General features: G+C 64.6%; 14 protein-coding genes and 1 tRNA gene. All 15 read right to left on the reverse strand.

Annotation, left to right across the window (positions count from 1 at the left end):
* Positions 1-19: 19 nt before the first annotated feature.
* Positions 20-95: transfer RNA gene (locus HQR01_RS01350), tRNA-Ala, on the reverse strand.
* A gap of 109 nt (positions 96-204) precedes the next feature.
* Complete coding sequence (locus HQR01_RS01355) at positions 205-1,014, reverse strand: hypothetical protein (RefSeq protein WP_173211765.1); 810 nt, start codon at positions 1,012-1,014, stop codon at positions 205-207.
* A 168-nt stretch (positions 1,015-1,182) separates the two neighbouring features.
* Entirely contained in the window at positions 1,183-1,923 is a 741-nt protein-coding gene (locus HQR01_RS01360) for a Bax inhibitor-1/YccA family protein (protein ID WP_173212007.1), read from the reverse strand.
* Positions 1,924-2,058: 135 nt separating this feature from the next.
* Positions 2,059-2,562 carry a type III secretion system chaperone family protein gene (locus HQR01_RS01365; protein ID WP_173212008.1) on the reverse strand — a complete coding sequence of 168 codons (504 nt, stop codon included), beginning with the start codon at positions 2,560-2,562 and terminating at the stop codon, positions 2,059-2,061.
* Positions 2,563-2,694: 132 nt separating this feature from the next.
* Positions 2,695-4,314 (reverse strand): tetratricopeptide repeat protein, encoded by a 1,620-nt coding sequence (locus HQR01_RS01370; protein ID WP_173212009.1) that lies wholly within the window; start codon positions 4,312-4,314, stop codon positions 2,695-2,697.
* Positions 4,315-4,378: 64 nt separating this feature from the next.
* A complete protein-coding gene (ftsZ, locus tag HQR01_RS01375; RefSeq protein WP_173212010.1) occupies positions 4,379-6,106 on the reverse strand; it encodes a cell division protein FtsZ in 1,728 nt (575 codons plus the stop codon).
* A 134-nt stretch (positions 6,107-6,240) separates the two neighbouring features.
* Complete coding sequence (ftsA, locus tag HQR01_RS01380; RefSeq protein WP_173212011.1) at positions 6,241-7,527, reverse strand: cell division protein FtsA; 1,287 nt, start codon at positions 7,525-7,527, stop codon at positions 6,241-6,243.
* Positions 7,527-8,435 carry a cell division protein FtsQ/DivIB gene (locus HQR01_RS01385; protein WP_173212012.1) on the reverse strand — a complete coding sequence of 303 codons (909 nt, stop codon included), beginning with the start codon at positions 8,433-8,435 and terminating at the stop codon, positions 7,527-7,529. Before HQR01_RS01385 ends, ftsA begins: the two co-directional genes overlap by 1 nt.
* Complete coding sequence (locus tag HQR01_RS01390) at positions 8,428-9,402, reverse strand: D-alanine--D-alanine ligase (RefSeq protein ID WP_173212013.1); 975 nt, start codon at positions 9,400-9,402, stop codon at positions 8,428-8,430. The genes HQR01_RS01385 and HQR01_RS01390 overlap by 8 nt, the downstream gene beginning before the upstream one ends.
* A 12-nt stretch (positions 9,403-9,414) precedes the next feature.
* Positions 9,415-10,341, reverse strand: a complete 927-nt coding sequence (murB, locus tag HQR01_RS01395) for a UDP-N-acetylmuramate dehydrogenase (protein ID WP_173216047.1) — start codon at positions 10,339-10,341, stop codon at positions 9,415-9,417.
* A gap of 41 nt (positions 10,342-10,382) precedes the next feature.
* The gene (murC, locus tag HQR01_RS01400; protein ID WP_173212014.1) at positions 10,383-11,807 is read right to left on the reverse strand and encodes a UDP-N-acetylmuramate--L-alanine ligase; all 1,425 of its coding nucleotides are present in this window, start codon (positions 11,805-11,807) and stop codon (positions 10,383-10,385) included.
* Positions 11,804-13,000 carry an undecaprenyldiphospho-muramoylpentapeptide beta-N-acetylglucosaminyltransferase gene (murG, locus tag HQR01_RS01405; protein WP_173212015.1) on the reverse strand — a complete coding sequence of 399 codons (1,197 nt, stop codon included), beginning with the start codon at positions 12,998-13,000 and terminating at the stop codon, positions 11,804-11,806. The genes murC and murG overlap by 4 nt, the downstream gene beginning before the upstream one ends.
* Positions 12,997-14,265, reverse strand: coding sequence for an FtsW/RodA/SpoVE family cell cycle protein (locus tag HQR01_RS01410; protein ID WP_173212016.1), 1,269 nt, complete (start codon positions 14,263-14,265; stop codon positions 12,997-12,999). Before HQR01_RS01410 ends, murG begins: the two co-directional genes overlap by 4 nt.
* Complete coding sequence (gene murD, locus HQR01_RS01415) at positions 14,262-15,557, reverse strand: UDP-N-acetylmuramoyl-L-alanine--D-glutamate ligase (protein ID WP_173212017.1); 1,296 nt, start codon at positions 15,555-15,557, stop codon at positions 14,262-14,264. Before murD ends, HQR01_RS01410 begins: the two co-directional genes overlap by 4 nt.
* Positions 15,554-16,624 (reverse strand): phospho-N-acetylmuramoyl-pentapeptide-transferase, encoded by a 1,071-nt coding sequence (gene mraY / locus HQR01_RS01420; protein ID WP_173212018.1) that lies wholly within the window; start codon positions 16,622-16,624, stop codon positions 15,554-15,556. Before mraY ends, murD begins: the two co-directional genes overlap by 4 nt.
* Positions 16,625-16,640: the final 16 nt, after the last annotated feature.

Genomic DNA, 16,640 nt, shown 5'->3' on the forward strand with positions numbered 1-16,640 from the left:
AGATGAGGTGGAAGTAACCTGGTGGAGCCGAGGGGGATCGAACCCCTGACCTCGTCATTGCGAACGACGCGCTCTCCCAGCTGAGCTACGGCCCCGTTCCAGGTATGCAGGCAGCATCGACCCGTCGGGCCGGGGCTGCGGCAGGCGCGCGCATTAGCGAATGCCGACGCGCCTGCAAAGGGAAAATTCGGTCGAAAGGTTGCCTCACCGCCCGCCGTCGGGAGCACCCGCCGGCCTGCCTTGCAGCACCTCGCCGGACTGGAAAAGCGGACCCGAAGTCGGCAAGCCCGGCTGCGAAGAAACCGTGGGACCGAAGGTCACGGAAGGCGCGGGTTGGACAGTTCGCGCTGCCAGGCCGTATTGCGCATCCCATGCATTGAGGTTGACGCGGTACTGCTCGTAGGCGCGGAAGAAATTCTCGTAGACGGCTTCGAGCCGCTGCATCGCGCCGGACGCAAATAGATCGAGATCTTCCTTCGAAGTGGAAGGTGCAGCCGCCGCGACCTCCAGGGCCGTGTCGCAGAAGTCATTGAGGACCGGCGGAAGCGCGAAATAATTGTAGACCTGCGTCATGTAGGAATCCTGCACGTCGCGATAGGTCGCGCCGTAACGCTTGCGGAATTCGCCCTGCAACGCGGCGTTGGTAGAGGACAACTTGCGCGAATGCGTCTTCAGGAAATCCTTGTAGGCCGGCAGGATCGCCGCATGCTGCGGCTTCAGGCAATTGAGCGCCGCTACGTTGAGCGCCGAGCGCAGGTTCCAGGTCGTCTGTGCGGTGCTGAGGTTGGCATTGACCGTCTGGCGCACGCCATCGGGTCCCACCATCGGAATGATCATGCTTGAGGTCGCACCACCTGGCGGCAGCGGCCGCGGCGGGATGACTTGAGCCGGCGGTGGCGGCGGTGGGGGCGGCGGAGGCGGCGGAGGCGGCGGAGGGGTGGTACAGGCGGCGACTGCTGCGAGACCCGCAGCGAGAACGGCAAGGCGAATGACTGGTTTCGTATCGCGGCTCATGGCGCGCGGACCCTCCTCGAAATCGTCTATTTCTATCTTGCACCCGCGACCCTTGACCGGGGATGAAGCACCTCTGCCTAGCGCTTGTCGTCCGCAAAGAAAATGCCCGGGGCGTCGGTTACGCCCCGGGCACGATCAAGCGACTCGTCTATGCGACGGATCGATGGGTCATTCGCGATTGCCCATGAAGTGCAGCAGGAAAAGGAACATGTTGATGAAGTCGAGATACAGGCTGAGCGCGCCCAGGATAATCGCCTTACCGGCGAACTCGGTCCCGCGCAGGTACTGATACTCGGTCTTCAAGCGCTGCGTGTCGTAGGCAGTGAGGCCTGCGAACACCAGGACGCCGATGAAGCTGACCGCCAGCGCCAGCGTGCTCGACTGCAGGAAGATGTTGATCACCATTGCGATCAGCAAGCCGATCACGCCCATGATCAGGAAGGTGCCGAAGCCCGACAGGTCCTTCTTGGTGGTGTAGCCATACAGGCTCAGACCCGCGAAGGCGCCCGCCGTAGCGAAGAAGGTCGCCGCGATGCTTTCACCTGTATAGACGAGGAAGATCGTCGACAGCGACAGGCCCATCGCCGTGGCGAATGACCAGAACAGCACCTGCAGCGTGCCGTAGCTCATGCGATTGAGCCCGAAGCTTATCGCCAATATGAATGCCAGCGGGGCAAGCTTAACTATCCAAAGCACGGGCGATCCAATGAGCGCCAGCGTGAGCCCGGTCCTGGCCGTCAGCAGCGCGACGATGCCCGTAAGCAGCACCCCCGACGCCATGTAGTTGTAGATCGACAGCATGTGCTTGCGCAGACCAAGGTCGAAGGTCTCCTGCCTCGTAACGGCGTCACCCGCGCGCGGCACGGAGCCGAAGCCCTGCCTCTGCTCGGTGTCGTTCCAGTTCGCCATTTCAAATCACTCCTCTAAGCGGCTATGGTCGAGCCCCCGCTCCACATGGAGGGAATATCGGGATTTATCGCGTGAATTTCAAGCGAAACCGGACCCCGAAAGCCTAATCCCGGTTAACCGAAAAACTTAGCCAAATCAGGCCTCGCCTGCAGCGTCGACCATGGCGGCATCAAGTGCTTCGGCGGGCGACTTGTCGCCCCACAGCACGAACTGGAAGGCAGGGTAGAAGCGATCGCACTCGTCGACGGCGATTTCGACCAGTGCCTGGGCCTGTGAAAGGCTCAGCAGGCCCTCATCGCCCAGCATCGTCGCGTTACGGTAGAGCACGACGCCACCGTTCGACCAGATATCGAAATGGCCCAGCCACAGCTGCTCGTTAACCCGTGCGACCAGTTCGTGCGCCTGCTTCTTCTTGCCGTCGGGCACGCGAATCTCTGGCAGGCAGAGGACCTGGAGCACCATATCCTCCGGCCGCCAGATGCCCTTTACCTGATAGGTCGTCCAGCTGCCGGGAATCTCGCCGGCCATCTCGCCGTGACCGCTTTCGCAAGGCCAGCCGCGCGCTTCGAACAATGCCACGAGCATGTCGAGCGGCGCGGCATCGTCGTCGGCCTCGTAGTTCTCGCCCGCCATTCTCATCGTGCCTGTTCCGTGCGCGTCATGCCGGCTGGATGCAAAGCATGGAGGCACTTGGCAATCCGCCACGCTACCGCTGCTGGGGAGAACCGATTTCGCTTGTGCATAGCCTGTGCACAAGCGCCCCGCCGATCGCTATTTTAGCGGCTCCACCACTTCGCCCTCGGCACTGTGGAATGTGAAGCTGTCGATCTGCAATTTCTTGAGATCATTCATGAAATCACGCGCAGCCGTATCGCTCTTGAAGGGCCCGGCCAGCAATCGGTTGGCCTGGACCCAACGCGCGACGAATGGTCCCTTGCCCTTCAGCTTGCCTTCCGACTTGCGTTCGATCCGCCGCCAATCGAAAGCCAGCGCCGAACGGTCCTTGCCGGTTGCCACCTGCACCCAATGGCGCGCCGGATGCACCGGCGGCGGTGGGGGTGGCGGCGGCGGTGGGGGCTTGGGTACCTCGCGCGGAATCGCGATCCGAGTAATGTCCACCGCCCCAGCAGCCGGACGCGCCTCCCTTCGCGACTCAAGCGTGAAGCTCGCAAAGGCATCTTCGAGCGAAGGGAGTTCTTCCTGCTGCTCAACGGCAGGCGCTGGCGGCGGCGAAGGCGGCGGCGCTGGGAGGATGCGAACCGGGGGCGTTGCGGGCTGCGACTCCGGTTGCGAAGCCGTGCTGCGCTGGGGCTCTACCGGCCTGGGCATCAGTTCCTGTGGCGAGAACGTCGCGGCGGGCGCAGAAGCAGGAGGCGGTGGCGGTGGCGCTACACGGACCGCATCACCCTGCCGTGAGCTGGCGGCAGCAGGGGCGAGTTCCTGCGGCTGCCCCGCACTGCCCGTCGAGCTCGACCCGGTCCGATCGGGGCGACGACGGCGTTGCTGCGTTCGCGGGTCTTGCCTTGCCGGTTCCGCCTGAGCCGCGGTTCCGCGAGGCGAACTGGCCGCAGCCGGTCGCGCTTCGGCGGTGCGGGTACCGGCATAGCTCGCGATCTGCGGCTCGTCGGTGCCAATGCTTGCCGTGCGCGGGAAGATGCCGAGCGATCCGGCGGCTGCCTGCTGTGCCTGGGTGAGGCGCGGCATATACTCCAGATAGGGCCTTACCCGCGCCGCCATCTGCTGCGGCAACATGGCGTCCGCGATGCCGATGGCTTCCTTGGTCTGGCCCAGGATGGCGAGGCCGAAGGCCCGGGTGCGAAAGGCGGCAAGGTCCTTCTCCTCCAGCAGCGGCAACAAAGTAGCCTCGAAGCCTGCACGATCGCCCGAAATCGCCTGGCTCAGCGCAAGCCGGCGGCGAGTTTCGGCGCCCGCGCCATTGGCGAGGGCGAGACGGTAGAGTTCCTGCGCGCTCGCCGCATCGCCTACCAGATCGAACGCCAGCGCGCGATCCTCGGCCATCCGCGCGCGATCGACCCCGGCACGTTCGGCCTCGGCAAACAGGCGCAAGGCTTCGACCGGGCGGCGCGAACGGACATAGGATGTCGCCAGACCCAGCTTTACCCGGCTGTTGTTCGGAGAGAGCTCATTCGCACGGCCGAAGAATCCGATTGCCGCAGCGATATCACCTACTGCCAAGGCCGCCTCGCCAGCATCGATCAGGGCGGCAACGTCCGTCGGGCTCCGCGCGAGGCGACCCAACGCGTCATTCAATCGCGCGGCGCCCTCTGGCGGCAGCGGCTGCACGATCTCCGCCTGCGCCAGCAGCACTGCCGGGCTGGACGCAGCAGCCAACAAAAGGGCCGCCCGCAGGCATCGCAGGTCTCGTTCCATGATCCCGTTCCTGCCTGCGCAGGCCTTAACCGGCGCTTGCGCGGGCTAGCCCCCGACGTGTAGCTTACTGGTTGTTCTGGCGACCGAGGAAGCGCGGGATGTTGAGCGCACCGCCACCATCGCCGTCATCGTCCCCGTCGGCATCTTCCTCGCCGTCTTCGGGCTTGTTCGCCCCTCGCGAAAGATTGGCCATCCGTTCGAACAGGGTGCTGCCCTGCGAGGGTGCAGCGCCGCCTGCCGGGGCGCCGCCGGCCGGGGCTCCACCGCCTGCGGCGCCGCCGCCGCCAAGCGAGCCGCCCAGGCCACCGAGGCCGCCGCCCATATCGTCATCATCGCCGTAGTCGCCGCCAAGCAGCGGGCGCTTGCGCATCGGCTTGCTCGCCAGCGGGCTTCCGCCTTCGGCATACTGGTCTGCGCCAAGCTCGAACTCATCCTGCCCGCCCTGTTCCATGGCAGATGACAGGTCGAGAGGGGCCTCTTCGCCGTCTTCCTCGTCCCAGCCGCCTTCGAAACGTTCGGTCTCTTCGTTGCGCAGGCCAGCCAGAGGGTCGACGATGCCATCGACGTCGTCGTATTCCTCTTCGTCGTCGTCATCTGACAACCCATAACCGAGATCCTCGGAGAGCACCGAAGGGCTGACCTCAACCTCTTCGCTCAGATCGAGCGCCTCAACCTCTTCGAACTCGGGTTCGGCCGAAAGACCTTCCGACAATTCAAAGGGTTCTTCCTCCGCGATCTCTTCGCTAGGTAGCTCCAGGATCGGCCGCTGCGGTGCCCGCGGTTCGCTCATCGAAAAGGCGCGCGGAGCGGCTACGACCGAAGCACCTGTACCGTCGATACCGGTGGCAACCACCGAAACGCGGATCTTGCCTTCCAGATCCGGATTGAAGGCCGAACCCCAGATGATGTTCGCATCCTCGTCGACCAGCTCGCGGATATGGTTCGCGGCCTCGTCGACTTCGAGCAGCTTCATGTCTTCGCCGCCGATGATCGAGATGATCACGCCCTTGGCCCCGGCCATGCTGACGCCATCGAGCAGCGGGTTCGCGATAGCGCGTTCCGCGGCTTCGAGCGCGCGGTTGTCACCCTCGCCCTCGCCGGTGCCCATCATCGCCTTGCCCATCTCGCTCATCACCGAACGCACGTCGGCGAAGTCGAGGTTGATCAAGCCGGGCATGACCATCAGGTCGGTGATCGAACGGACACCCTGCTGCAGCACCTCGTCGGCGAGCATGAAGGCTTCCTTGAAAGTCGTTTCCGCCTTGGCGACAAGGAACAGGTTCTGGTTCGGGATCACGATCAGCGTATCGACGTGCTTCTGCAGCTCTTCGATACCGGCTTCCGCCGCACGCATGCGCCGGGTCCCTTCGAACAGGAACGGCTTGGTCACCACGCCGACCGTCAGCACGCCCTTGCGCCGCGCCGCTTCGGCAATAACCGGGGCGGCACCCGTACCGGTACCACCGCCCATACCGGCGGCGATAAAGACCATGTTCACGCCTTCGAGCGAGTCCTCGATGTCTTCGACTGTCTCTTCCGCTGCCGCCTTGCCCACTTCGGGCCGGGCGCCGGCGCCGAGACCACCGGTAATGTCGGGGCCCAGCTGGATCCGCTTTTCCGATGGCGAGGTCGACAGCGCCTGCGCATCGGTGTTCGCAACGATAAACTCGACGCCTTCGATCTGGGCCTGCATCATGTTGGCGATGGCGTTTCCGCCCGCACCGCCAACCCCGATCACCATGATCTTGGGGCGCAGCTCATCGCTGGAAGCCGGACCGATATTGATACTCATTGGGTATCCCCCGGGAATTCGAAATCTAAGACCAACACTATGTCACACATCTCGCACAAAGCGAATCGCAGCGCGTGGGGCGAAACATCCTTATCCACAAGGGCTAATGACGGGTTAGCGCGCGTGTACAATACTCAAAAATACTCACGCACCGCCTGTACGACACGGTTCACCAGACCGAGCCCCGAATAGCGCCGCGTCGGCTGATAACGGGGGCCAACGGATCGGATATCGATCGGGTCGTCGGCGGCATAGAGGCATAGGCCGGCGAGCGTCGCGAAGCCGGGTGTTGCATGGGCTTCAGGCAAGCCCGTCAACGTCGGCGCCTTGCCGATACGCACTGGTCGCCCCAGGGCACCCTGCATGAATTCGGCAATGCCGTGCAGTTCGGCACCACCACCGGTCAGCACCACCTGACCACCCTGGGATCCACCGAAACCCAGCGTTTTCAGCGCCTTGCCGATCTCCCCGCTCATCACCCCAAGGCGGTCCGTGACAATCGCGACCAGTTCCGCGCGAGGAATGCGATTGTGCTCGTCAGCCCCACGTGCCAGCCGCCCGCCGGGTTCCTCGCCCGGCGCGTTGACCGGCACCATCTCACGGTGGTCGGTCGGCGTGGCGATCGCCGAGCCCGAAACGCATTTGAGCCGCTCGGCCTGGCTGCGGCGAATGCCCAGCGAAGAAGCGATGGCATCGGTGATATCGTTGGAGCCGACCGGGATCGATCGTAGGCCCAGTAGCATCCCCGCGGCATGGACCGAAACATTGGTGACTTGCGCGCCGATCTCGACCACCGCCACGCCAAGGTCGCGCTCTTCGGCCGACAGGCAGGCATAGGCGGCAGCCAGCGGGCTGGCGACCACGCCCTCCACGTCGAGATGTGCGCCCTGCACCGCTTCGATCAGATTGCGCACCGGCGCCCCTTCGGCGAGAGTCACGTGCACGTCGACCCCCAGCGCCTCGGCATGGAGGCCCTTGGGATTGGCTACGCCGTGCGCCCCGTCGAGCGTATAGTGGGCCGGTTGCGCATGCAGCACCATGCGGCCATCGGGATGCAGGTGGTCGCGCGCCGCATAGAGCAGGTGCTCGATGTCGTCTTCCTCGATCCGCCGCCCGCCGATAGCGATCTCGACGCTGGCAATGCGGCTGGACAGCCCCGCCCCGGCGCAGCCGATCCAGACGCTGGACACGGCGGTATTGGCATTGGCTTCCGCCTTCTCCACCGCGTTGCGGATCGCGTGGCTCGCAGCGCGCATGTCGGTGATATAGCCGCGCTTGACCCCTTCGCTCGCGCGGTGGCTGGAGCCGAGGACGACCATGTCGCCATTCTCCGCCTGGCCCATGACCATGGCGGATATCCGAAACGAACCGATGTTCACCGCACCGAATACCCGGGTGATGCGCGGAGCCGAGGCAGCCATTATTCGGGCCTCCCGGTGAGCGCCATCTGCTTGGGGCACGGGCCGTCCTGGCAACGCAGGTAGGCACGGTCGGGCACGCGCATATCGATCGCGATCGGCTTGCCGCCGATCAGGCGGTGCATCCCGTCGAGCTGGGCGAACTTGACCAGCGCGGGTGCACCCAGGTCGCCTTCGGGCAACGCCAGCAACTGACCGGTCTTGAAGGTCAGGTTCCAACGGCGGTTGCCGACCCATTCGGCGGAGGCGATCTGCGGCTTCAGCGCCGGCGCCGCGTCGAGCAGCTTGCCGAGTTCCTCAACCTGCAATTGCGCGCCGGGGCCTTCGATCAGCAGCTTGCCCTTGGCGTTCGCAGTGCTGATCGGCTCAAGCTCGTGACCCTGTCCGTCGACCAGCACCAGCCGACCCGGCTTGGCCAGTACCGCATGCGGTACGCGCTCGACGATATCGACCTTGAGCGTATCGGGCAGCTGGCGCGAAACCCGTGCATCGGCGACCCAGGGCAGTTGGAGCAATCGCTCGCGCACCATGTCCAGATCGACCAGCGGCATGGGCCGCGCCTGTTCGGCAAGCACGCGCTCATAGATGAGCTGTTCGTTCATCCGCTCGACGCCCGACACGCGCACCTTCTTCACTTCGAAGCCGACGCGCGAGGCCGACTTGGCCATTTCCTCGCGAGCGATCTCGGGCAGGCCGGCATAGCTGGCGATGGTCCAGGTGATCGCCAGCCCGACCAGCACGATCGAGGTGAGGAAGAACCGGTGCCACTGCTCGTCGGTAAACGGCAGTGCGGCCATGGTCTGGTCGAGCAGACCGCTGGTGCGCTTGCGCGCGGCATGCGCAGTCTGGCTGCGGCTGCGCGCGGCGGCGGAACGGCGGACGCCCTGCTGCTTGCGGGTAACCTTAGCCATCGCCCCCCCTCGCCCTGGCAGCATGGTCGCGCAAGGCAGCCGCGACGATCATCTCGCACAGCTCGCCGTAATCGATGCCCATGTACTTGGCCTGTTCGGGCACCAGGCTGAGCTGGGTCATGCCCGGCTGGGTATTGGTCTCGAGCACGAACAGTCCACTCTCGCCATGCTCTTCGTCCCAGCGGAAGTCGGTGCGGCTGGTGCCCCGGCAACCCAGCACCTTATGCGCCTTCAAGGCGTATTCGAGGCACAGGTCGCGAATGTGGTCGGGGATCTCGGCCGGGCAGACATGTTCGGTCATGCCTTCGGTGTACTTGGCATCGAAATCGTAGAAGCCGCTCTTGGTCTTGAGCTCGGTAACCGCCAATGCGCGCGGTCCCTCGGGGAAATCGATCACCGCCGTCGTCATCTCGCGACCCTTGATATAGGGTTCGGCGAGCAGCTCGGCGAATTCCTGCCACGGCCCCTTGGCGTTGGGCGCGATGGGGTTGCCGTAATTCCCCTCCGCCGTGACAATCGCCACGCCGACCGAGCTGCCTTCATTGACCGGCTTGAGCACATAGGGCCGCGCCATCGGGTCGCCCTGATGGAGATCCGCGCTCTTCACGATCCGCCCGCCGGGCATCGGGATGCCATGCGGAACCAGCGCATTCTTGGTCAGCTGCTTGTCGATCGCGATGACCGAGGTCGCCAGGCCAGAATGGGTATAGGGCACACCCATCAGGTCGAGCATGCCCTGCACGGTGCCATCTTCACCCGGCACGCCATGCAGCGCGTTGAAGACCACGTCAGGGGCCACTTCGGCGATCCGCGCAGCTACTTGCCGGTCCATGTCGATCCGCGTCACGCGATGCCCACGCGCCTCCAGCGCCTTGGCGACACCTTCGCCCGACATGAGGCTGACAGGCCGTTCATTGGCCCATCCACCCATGAGAACGGCGATATGGAGCTTGGGGAGATCAGTCATTGCATGTCTTTCCTACGGTCGCCCCACGCGTTGAATTTCCCATTCGAGTTCGACGCCCGAATTGGCGTAAACCCGGCGCTTCACTTCCTCGCCCAGCCCTTCGATGTCGGCACTGGTCGCATCGCCCGTGTTGATGAGGAAGTTGGTGTGCTTTTCACTGACCTGTGCGCCGCCCATGCGGAAGCCGCGACAGCCGGCGGCATCGACCAGTTCCCAGGCCTTTTGTCCGGGAGGGTTCTTGAAGGTCGACCCGCCAGTCTTGGTACGCAGCGGTTGCGAAGCCTCGCGTGCCGCGGCGATCCGGTTCATCTCCGCGCCGATCGCCACCGGATCTCCGGGCACGCCCTTGAAGCGCGCGCCGACCACCACCGCGCCGTCGGGCAGGTCGGAATGGCGATAGGTATAGTGCAGGTCGGCAGCGGGGAGCGTGAACATCTGCCCATCGGGCAAGACCACGTCGCAGTCGACCAGGACGTCGCTGACCTCGCGCCCATAGGCGCCGCCATTCATGCGGACGAAGCCGCCGGCGGTGCCAGGGATGCCGCGCATGAATTCCATGCCCGCAATCCCGGCGTCGCGGGCCGCCGAAGCGACAAGGATGCCATGCGCCCCGCCGCCACAGGCGAGCACGCAATGGTCGCGCACCTCGATTTCGGCAAAGGCCTTGCCGAGCCTTATGACTACGCCCGGCACGCCGCCATCGCGCACGATCAGGTTGGAGCCGAGACCCAACGCCATGACCGGCAGGTTTCCACCCAGCCGTTCCAGGAACACGCGCAGGTCATCGAGATCGGCGGGTTCGAACAGCCAGTCGGCGTTGCCACCGCTCTTGAACCAGACGAGCTTGGCCAATGGCGCATTGCGGGTCAACTTGCCGCGTAGTCCGGCGGTCGAGACGGGCGTTGCCACCGCGCCTTCGACCTCGCAGTCGGGCGCCATGCCATTGTCACGGTTCCACACATCGCCGGGCTGGCGAATGGTCATGCCACCCGCTCCTGCTCGATCCGATTGGCGAGCTCGCTGGCCCAACGGGTGATGTCACCCGCACCAAGGCATACGACCATGTCGCCTGCCGCAATTTCATTAGCGAGCTTGCCCGCAAGGTCGGTTTCGTCGTTCACGGTCGCCGCGGACCGGTGGCCGCGCGATTTGAGGCCGGCGACCAGGGCTTCCGCATCGACGCCCTCGATCGGGTCCTCTCCCGCGGCATAGACCGGGGTGACATAGACTGTGTCGGCTTCGTTGAAGCAGGTCTGGAATTCTTCCATCAGGTCGCGCAAACGGGTGTAGCGATGCGGCTGGACCACCGCGATCACGCGTCCGTCACCCACGCTTTCGCGCGCTGCGGCAAGCACCGCCTTGATCTCTACCGGATGGTGGCCGTAATCGTCGATGATCGGCACGGAGCCGCTGCGCATGGGCACATCGCCGACCTTGGTGAAGCGACGCCGAACCCCTCCGAAGCTCGAAAAGCCGGTGCGGATGACTTCATCGCTACAGCCCATTTCGATCGCCACGGCGATCGCCGCCAGTGCGTTCTGCACGTTGTGACGTCCGGGCATGGGAAGGCGCACGTTCTCGATCCGGCGATCCTCTTCACCGCGCTGGCGGACGATCACGTCGAAACAGTTGCCGCCCATGTCGGGACGGACGTTTACGCCGCAGATATCGGCCTGGAGCGAGAAGCCATAGGTCACCACACGGCGATCGCGGACCTTGCCGATCACGGCCTGCACTTCGGGATGGTCGATGCACAGCACCGCCGCACCATAGAAGGGCACGTTGTGGATGAACTCGACGAAGGCATCCTTCACGCCTTCGAAATCTCCATAGTGGTCGAGGTGCTCGGGATCGATATTGGTGACAACCGCAATGGTCCCATCGAGGCGCAGGAAGCTGCCGTCGCTCTCGTCGGCTTCGACCACCATCCAGTCACTATCGCCCAGCCGGGCGTTCGAGCCATATTGTTCGATGATCCCGCCGTTGATCACGGTGGGGTCGACGCTGCCCGCATCGAGCAGCGTCGCGATCATGCTGGTGGTGGTGGTCTTTCCGTGGGTGCCCGCAACCGCAATGGTCGATTTCAGGCGCATCAGTTCGGCCAGCATCTCCGCGCGCCGCACCACCGGGATGCGGTTTTCCAGCGCATGGGCGACTTCGGGATTGGTCCGCCGGACCGCCGTCGAGGTAACGACAACGGCGGCGCCCTCGACGTTCTCCTTGGCATGGCCGATGCTCACGGCGATACCCTGCTTGCGCAGCCGCTCTACCGTCGCGCTCTCCTTCATGTCGGAGCCCTGCACGGTATAGCCCAGGTTCTTCATGACCTCGGCGATGCCGGACATGCCGATGCCGCCGATTCCGACGAAATGGACGATGCCGATGTCGGTCGGAACGCCCCTCATTTCGCGATCTCCTTCGCCGCGCCCTGCCCGGCCGGAACGCCTTGCGATGCGCCACGCGCGTTGTTCCCGCCCACGCGAATGACGTCCATCATCTCCGCCCCGCCGAAACTCTCGACCAGGTCGGCAAGGTCTTCGACTGCCTTGGGCCTGCCGCAGTTCCACGCCGCATGCGCCGCCTTGGCAAGGCCCTGCGGGTTATCGGCCAGCGCCATGATCTGCTTGGCCAGTTCCTTGCCGGTGAAGCGTTCCTGCCGGATCATGCGCGCGCCACCCGATTTGGCGAGTTCGCGCGCATTGGCGGCTTGATGGTCGTCGGTCGCGATCGGCAGCGGGATGAGGATTGCCGGGCGCCCCACTGCGGTAAGTTCGGCAATGGTCGAGGCACCGGCACGGCCGATGAACAGGTGCGCATCGGCGAGCCGTGCGGCCATGTCCTCGAAATAGGTTGCCAGCTCCGCGGGGATACCGTGTGCACGATAGCGCTCGCGCACGTTATCGAGGTCTTCGGCACGGCATTGCTGGGTGACCTGCAACCTCTGGCGCAGCGCGGGCGGGAGCATGGATAGCCCGTCGGGCACGACCTCCGAAAGCACTCGCGCGCCCTGGCTCCCCCCCGTTACGAGCACGCGCAGCAGTCCGTCTTCGGAGAATGCCGGGAACGGCTCGTCACGCAGGCTCAGCACACCGGCACGAACCGGATTGCCGACGAGGTGGACCTTGCCCTGATGCTTGGCGGCGAGCCGTTCGACTTCGGGATAGGCGGTAGCGATCGCATCGACCCGCCCCGATAGCAGGCGATTGACCCGGCCCAGCACGGCGTTCTGTTCATGCACCACCGTCGGGATCCTGGCCGAGGTCGAAGCGAGGATCGCGGGCAGAGATGGGTAGCCGCCGAAGCCGACCACGGCGCTCGGCTCGAAACTCTCGAACAGGCGCAATGCCATGCGCCGCCCTTCGAGGACCGCCGAAATTCCCTTGACCCAATGCAGCGGGTTCTTGCCGAAACGCCCGGCCGGCAGGACATGCGCGGGCATGAAATCGGGCTTGCCCGGAATTTCGGCACCGCGCGCATCGGTGATCAGCGCGACATGGTGGCCGCGCCGGTCAAGTTCGGTGGCGAGCGCAAAGGCAGGCAGCAGATGGCCGCCGGTACCCCCGGCAGCTAGGACGTAATGGCGGTTGGCGCCAGTCATGGAAAAATCTCGCGCGGCTTGCGACCCGTATGCTCGGTCGTCGATTCCGCCTGCCCGAATCCGATGAGGTCGCCAAGCCCCTTGGTCCGGCTTTTGAGGAACGGATTGCGCCGCGTCACCGCGATCAGCAGGCCAACGCCCATGCACACCGCAATTGTCGAGGAGCCGCCATAGCTGACCAGCGGCAGGGTCATGCCCTTGGAGGGGAACAGCTGCAGGTTGACCAGCATGTTGATGAAGGCCTGTCCGCCGAGCAATGCGATGAGGCCTGTCCCCGCGAGCAGCGCGAACAGGTCTTCCTCATCCACCAGCCGCATCAGCACCCGACCGACGATGGCGAGGTACAGCAGCAGGATCACCGCGCAGGCGATCAGCCCGAATTCCTCGCCGATGACGCTGAAGATATAGTCCGTATGGGCTTCGGGCAGGCTCATCTTGCGGATGCCCAGCCCATAGCCCGCGCCGGTCCACCCGCCTGCCAGCAAGGTGCGGCTGGCAAGGTCGACCTGGTCGAAGGCCGTGCCGCCACCCATGAAGGCATCGATACGGTGGCGCGCGTTGTCATAGAGAAAATAGGTCGCGGTGAGGCCGACCAGCGCCCCGCCGACCACGCCGCCCAAGCGCTTCACGTCCACGCCGGAGAGGACCACCATCACGAACCACACACCCGCAAACAGGATCGTGCCGCCGAAATCGGGCTGCAGCATCATCAATATGGCGATGGTACCGAACAGCGCGGTGGCGATCCACAGCACGGGCAGGTTGGGATCGCGGACCTTCCACGACAGGATCCACGCCAGCGTGATCGCATAGCCAGCCTTGAGGAACTCGGACGGCTGGAACTGCATGCCGATATTGATCCAGCGCCGCGCGCCGTTGATCTCCGGCCCGACGATCGGGACCAGGAACAGCAGCCCCAACATCCCGCCCGCTAACAGGACGCCGAAGCGCCGCGCATTGTCCCGATTGAGCAGCGACACGCCGAACATCACTCCCAGGCCCAGCACCTGCCAGGCGACGTGGCGATAGAAGAAGTAGAGCGGGTCGAGCGTCTCGCTCGCGGTCGACAGACGGTCGGCACTTGCGGGCGATGCGGCGGCGACGGCGATCGTACCGAAGCTCATCAACAGCAGCACCAGCAGCAGCAACACACGGTCGATCTCGCGCCACCAGATCTTGAGCTCGGCCCAGCGCGACAGCTTGTGCCGTGGCAGGTGCATCGGTTGGCGCTTGCCGGGGACATAGGGCTGCATGGTGGGGGTCATTTCAGCGCCTCCACCAGCTCGCGGAAGTGATCGCCACGCTGCTCGAAATCGCGATACTGATCGAAACTGGCGCAGGCAGGCGAGAGCAGGACGGTATCTCCTGGCTGGGCCTTGGAGGCAGCGGATGAGACCGCGCGATCGAGTGTTTCACACTGCTCGACCGGAAGGCGGCCTTCCAGCAGCGCGGCGAAATCCGGCCCTGCCTTGCCGATGGTATAGGCGGCCTTCACATGGCCAAGCTCGGCCTCGCACTCGCCAAGCCCCGGCTCCTTGGCAAGCCCACCCAGGATCCAGTGAATGTTGTCGAACGCCGCCAGCGCAGGGGCCGAGGCGGCGGTGTTGGTGCCCTTGCTGTCGTTGATATAGGCGGCACCCCGCAACTCGCGCACTCGCTCCATCCGGTGCGGAAGGCCGCAGTAACTTGCGAGCGCAGCATTGACCGTAAGCCGATCGATTCCAAGATCGAAGGCCACGGCCCAGGCCGCGTAGGCATTCTGGGCGTTGTGTGGACCCTGCAACGATGACGCGCCGCTAAGATCTAGGAAGTCGCTGTCCTTAGCCGCCGGGTTCAGCGTGGTAATTTCACCCGGTCCTTCGATAGCCAGGATTGCTTCGTGCACCGCCGGATCGGAGCTGGCATCGACAGCCGTGCCCTCGCTCGATTGCATGGTGAAGAGCCGCAACTTGGAAGCCCGATAGGCTTCAAAACCCTCATACCGATCGAGATGATCCGGCGTCACATTGAGCAACACCGCGACATCGCAATCGAGCGAATAGGTCAGGTCGATCTGGTAGCTCGACAGCTCGAGCACATAGACCCCGCCCTTGAGCAATGGCTCCTGCTCGAGGATCGGCAGGCCAATATTGCCGCCCATGGTGGTCGGCACGCCCGCGGTCTTGAGGATGTGGTGGACCAGCGCGGTGGTGGTCGATTTGCCGTTGGTGCCGGTGATGCCGACGACCTTGTGTGGCGGGAGTTCAGCCCGCGCCTGCGCGAAGAGTTCGATATCGCCGATCACCGGCACGCCGAAGCTGTCGGCATGCGGCTTAATCGGATGCGTGTTGAGCGGGACGCCGGGGCTGACGACCACGCCAGCGAAGCCCGTCAGGTCCGCCTCAACCGGATCGGCCAGTTCGACGCGACCTGCGAACTCGGCACGCGCCTCTTCGCGGCTATCCCACGCCAGCACCTCGGCCCCGCTCGCCAGCAGCGCCTCGACCGTCGCCCGACCGGAGCGCGCCAGTCCGAGGACGGCGTATTTCTTTCCAGACCAGGCGGACGAGGTGATCATCTTAACTTGAGCGTCGCGAGCCCCATGAGTGCGAGCACGATGGCGACAATCCAGAAGCGGATCACGACCTTGCTCTCGGACCAGCCGAGCTGCTCGAAATGGTGGTGGATCGGGGCCATACGGAAAACCCGGCGTCCGGTACGCTTGAACCAGAAGACCTGGATGATGACGCTGAGCGCCTCGAACACGAACAGCCCGCCCACGATGGCCAGCACGACTTCATGGTGCGTCGCCACCGCGATGGCGCCGAGCGCGCCGCCGAGTGCCAGCGATCCCGTATCGCCCATGAAAACGGCGGCGGGCGGCGCATTGAACCACAGGAAGGCGAGCCCCGCCCCCATGATCGCGGCGCAGAAGATCGCCAGTTCGCCCGCACCCTCGACATAGGGAATGCCGAGATAGGTCGAATAGTCGACGCGCCCAACGAGGTAGGCGATGATCGCAAAGGTCCCGGCAGCGATGATTACCGGCATCGTTGCCAGCCCATCGAGCCCGTCGGTCAGGTTTACCGCATTGCCCGCCCCGACGATGACGATCGCGGCGAAGGCGAAATAGAGGAAGCCCAGCTCGATCCCGAAGTCATTGACGAAGGGGACATAGAGGAATGTGTTGATCTGGCTGACGGTGATATATGCCGCGATCCCCGCAACTGTGAACTCCAACAACAGCCGCACCCGCGCGGAGACGCCCTTGTGGCTGGCCTTGGAGACCTTGTCGTAATCGTCGAGGAAACCGATGATCCCGAAGCCCAGCGTCACCGCCAGGCAGGACCAGATGAAGGGATTGCGCAGGTCCATCCAGATCAGCACCGAGAGGAACAGGCTGATCAGGATCATCAACCCGCCCATCGTCGGCGTGCCTCGCTTGGCGAGGTGCGATTGCGGCCCGTCCTCACGGATCGGCTGACCCTTGCCCTGGCGCACGCGCAGCATGGCGATGAACCGCGGGCCGATCAGCAGGCCGATGACCAGGGCGGTCATCAGCGTCGCCCCGGCGCGAAAGGTCTGATAGCGCACGAGATTGAAGGCGCCTTCGAAGTTCAACCATTCGGCGAGCAGGTACAGCAATTGGGCCTCTCTCGCG

The organism is Erythrobacter mangrovi (assembly GCF_013260645.1).
Lineage (GTDB): Bacteria > Pseudomonadota > Alphaproteobacteria > Sphingomonadales > Sphingomonadaceae > Qipengyuania > Qipengyuania mangrovi.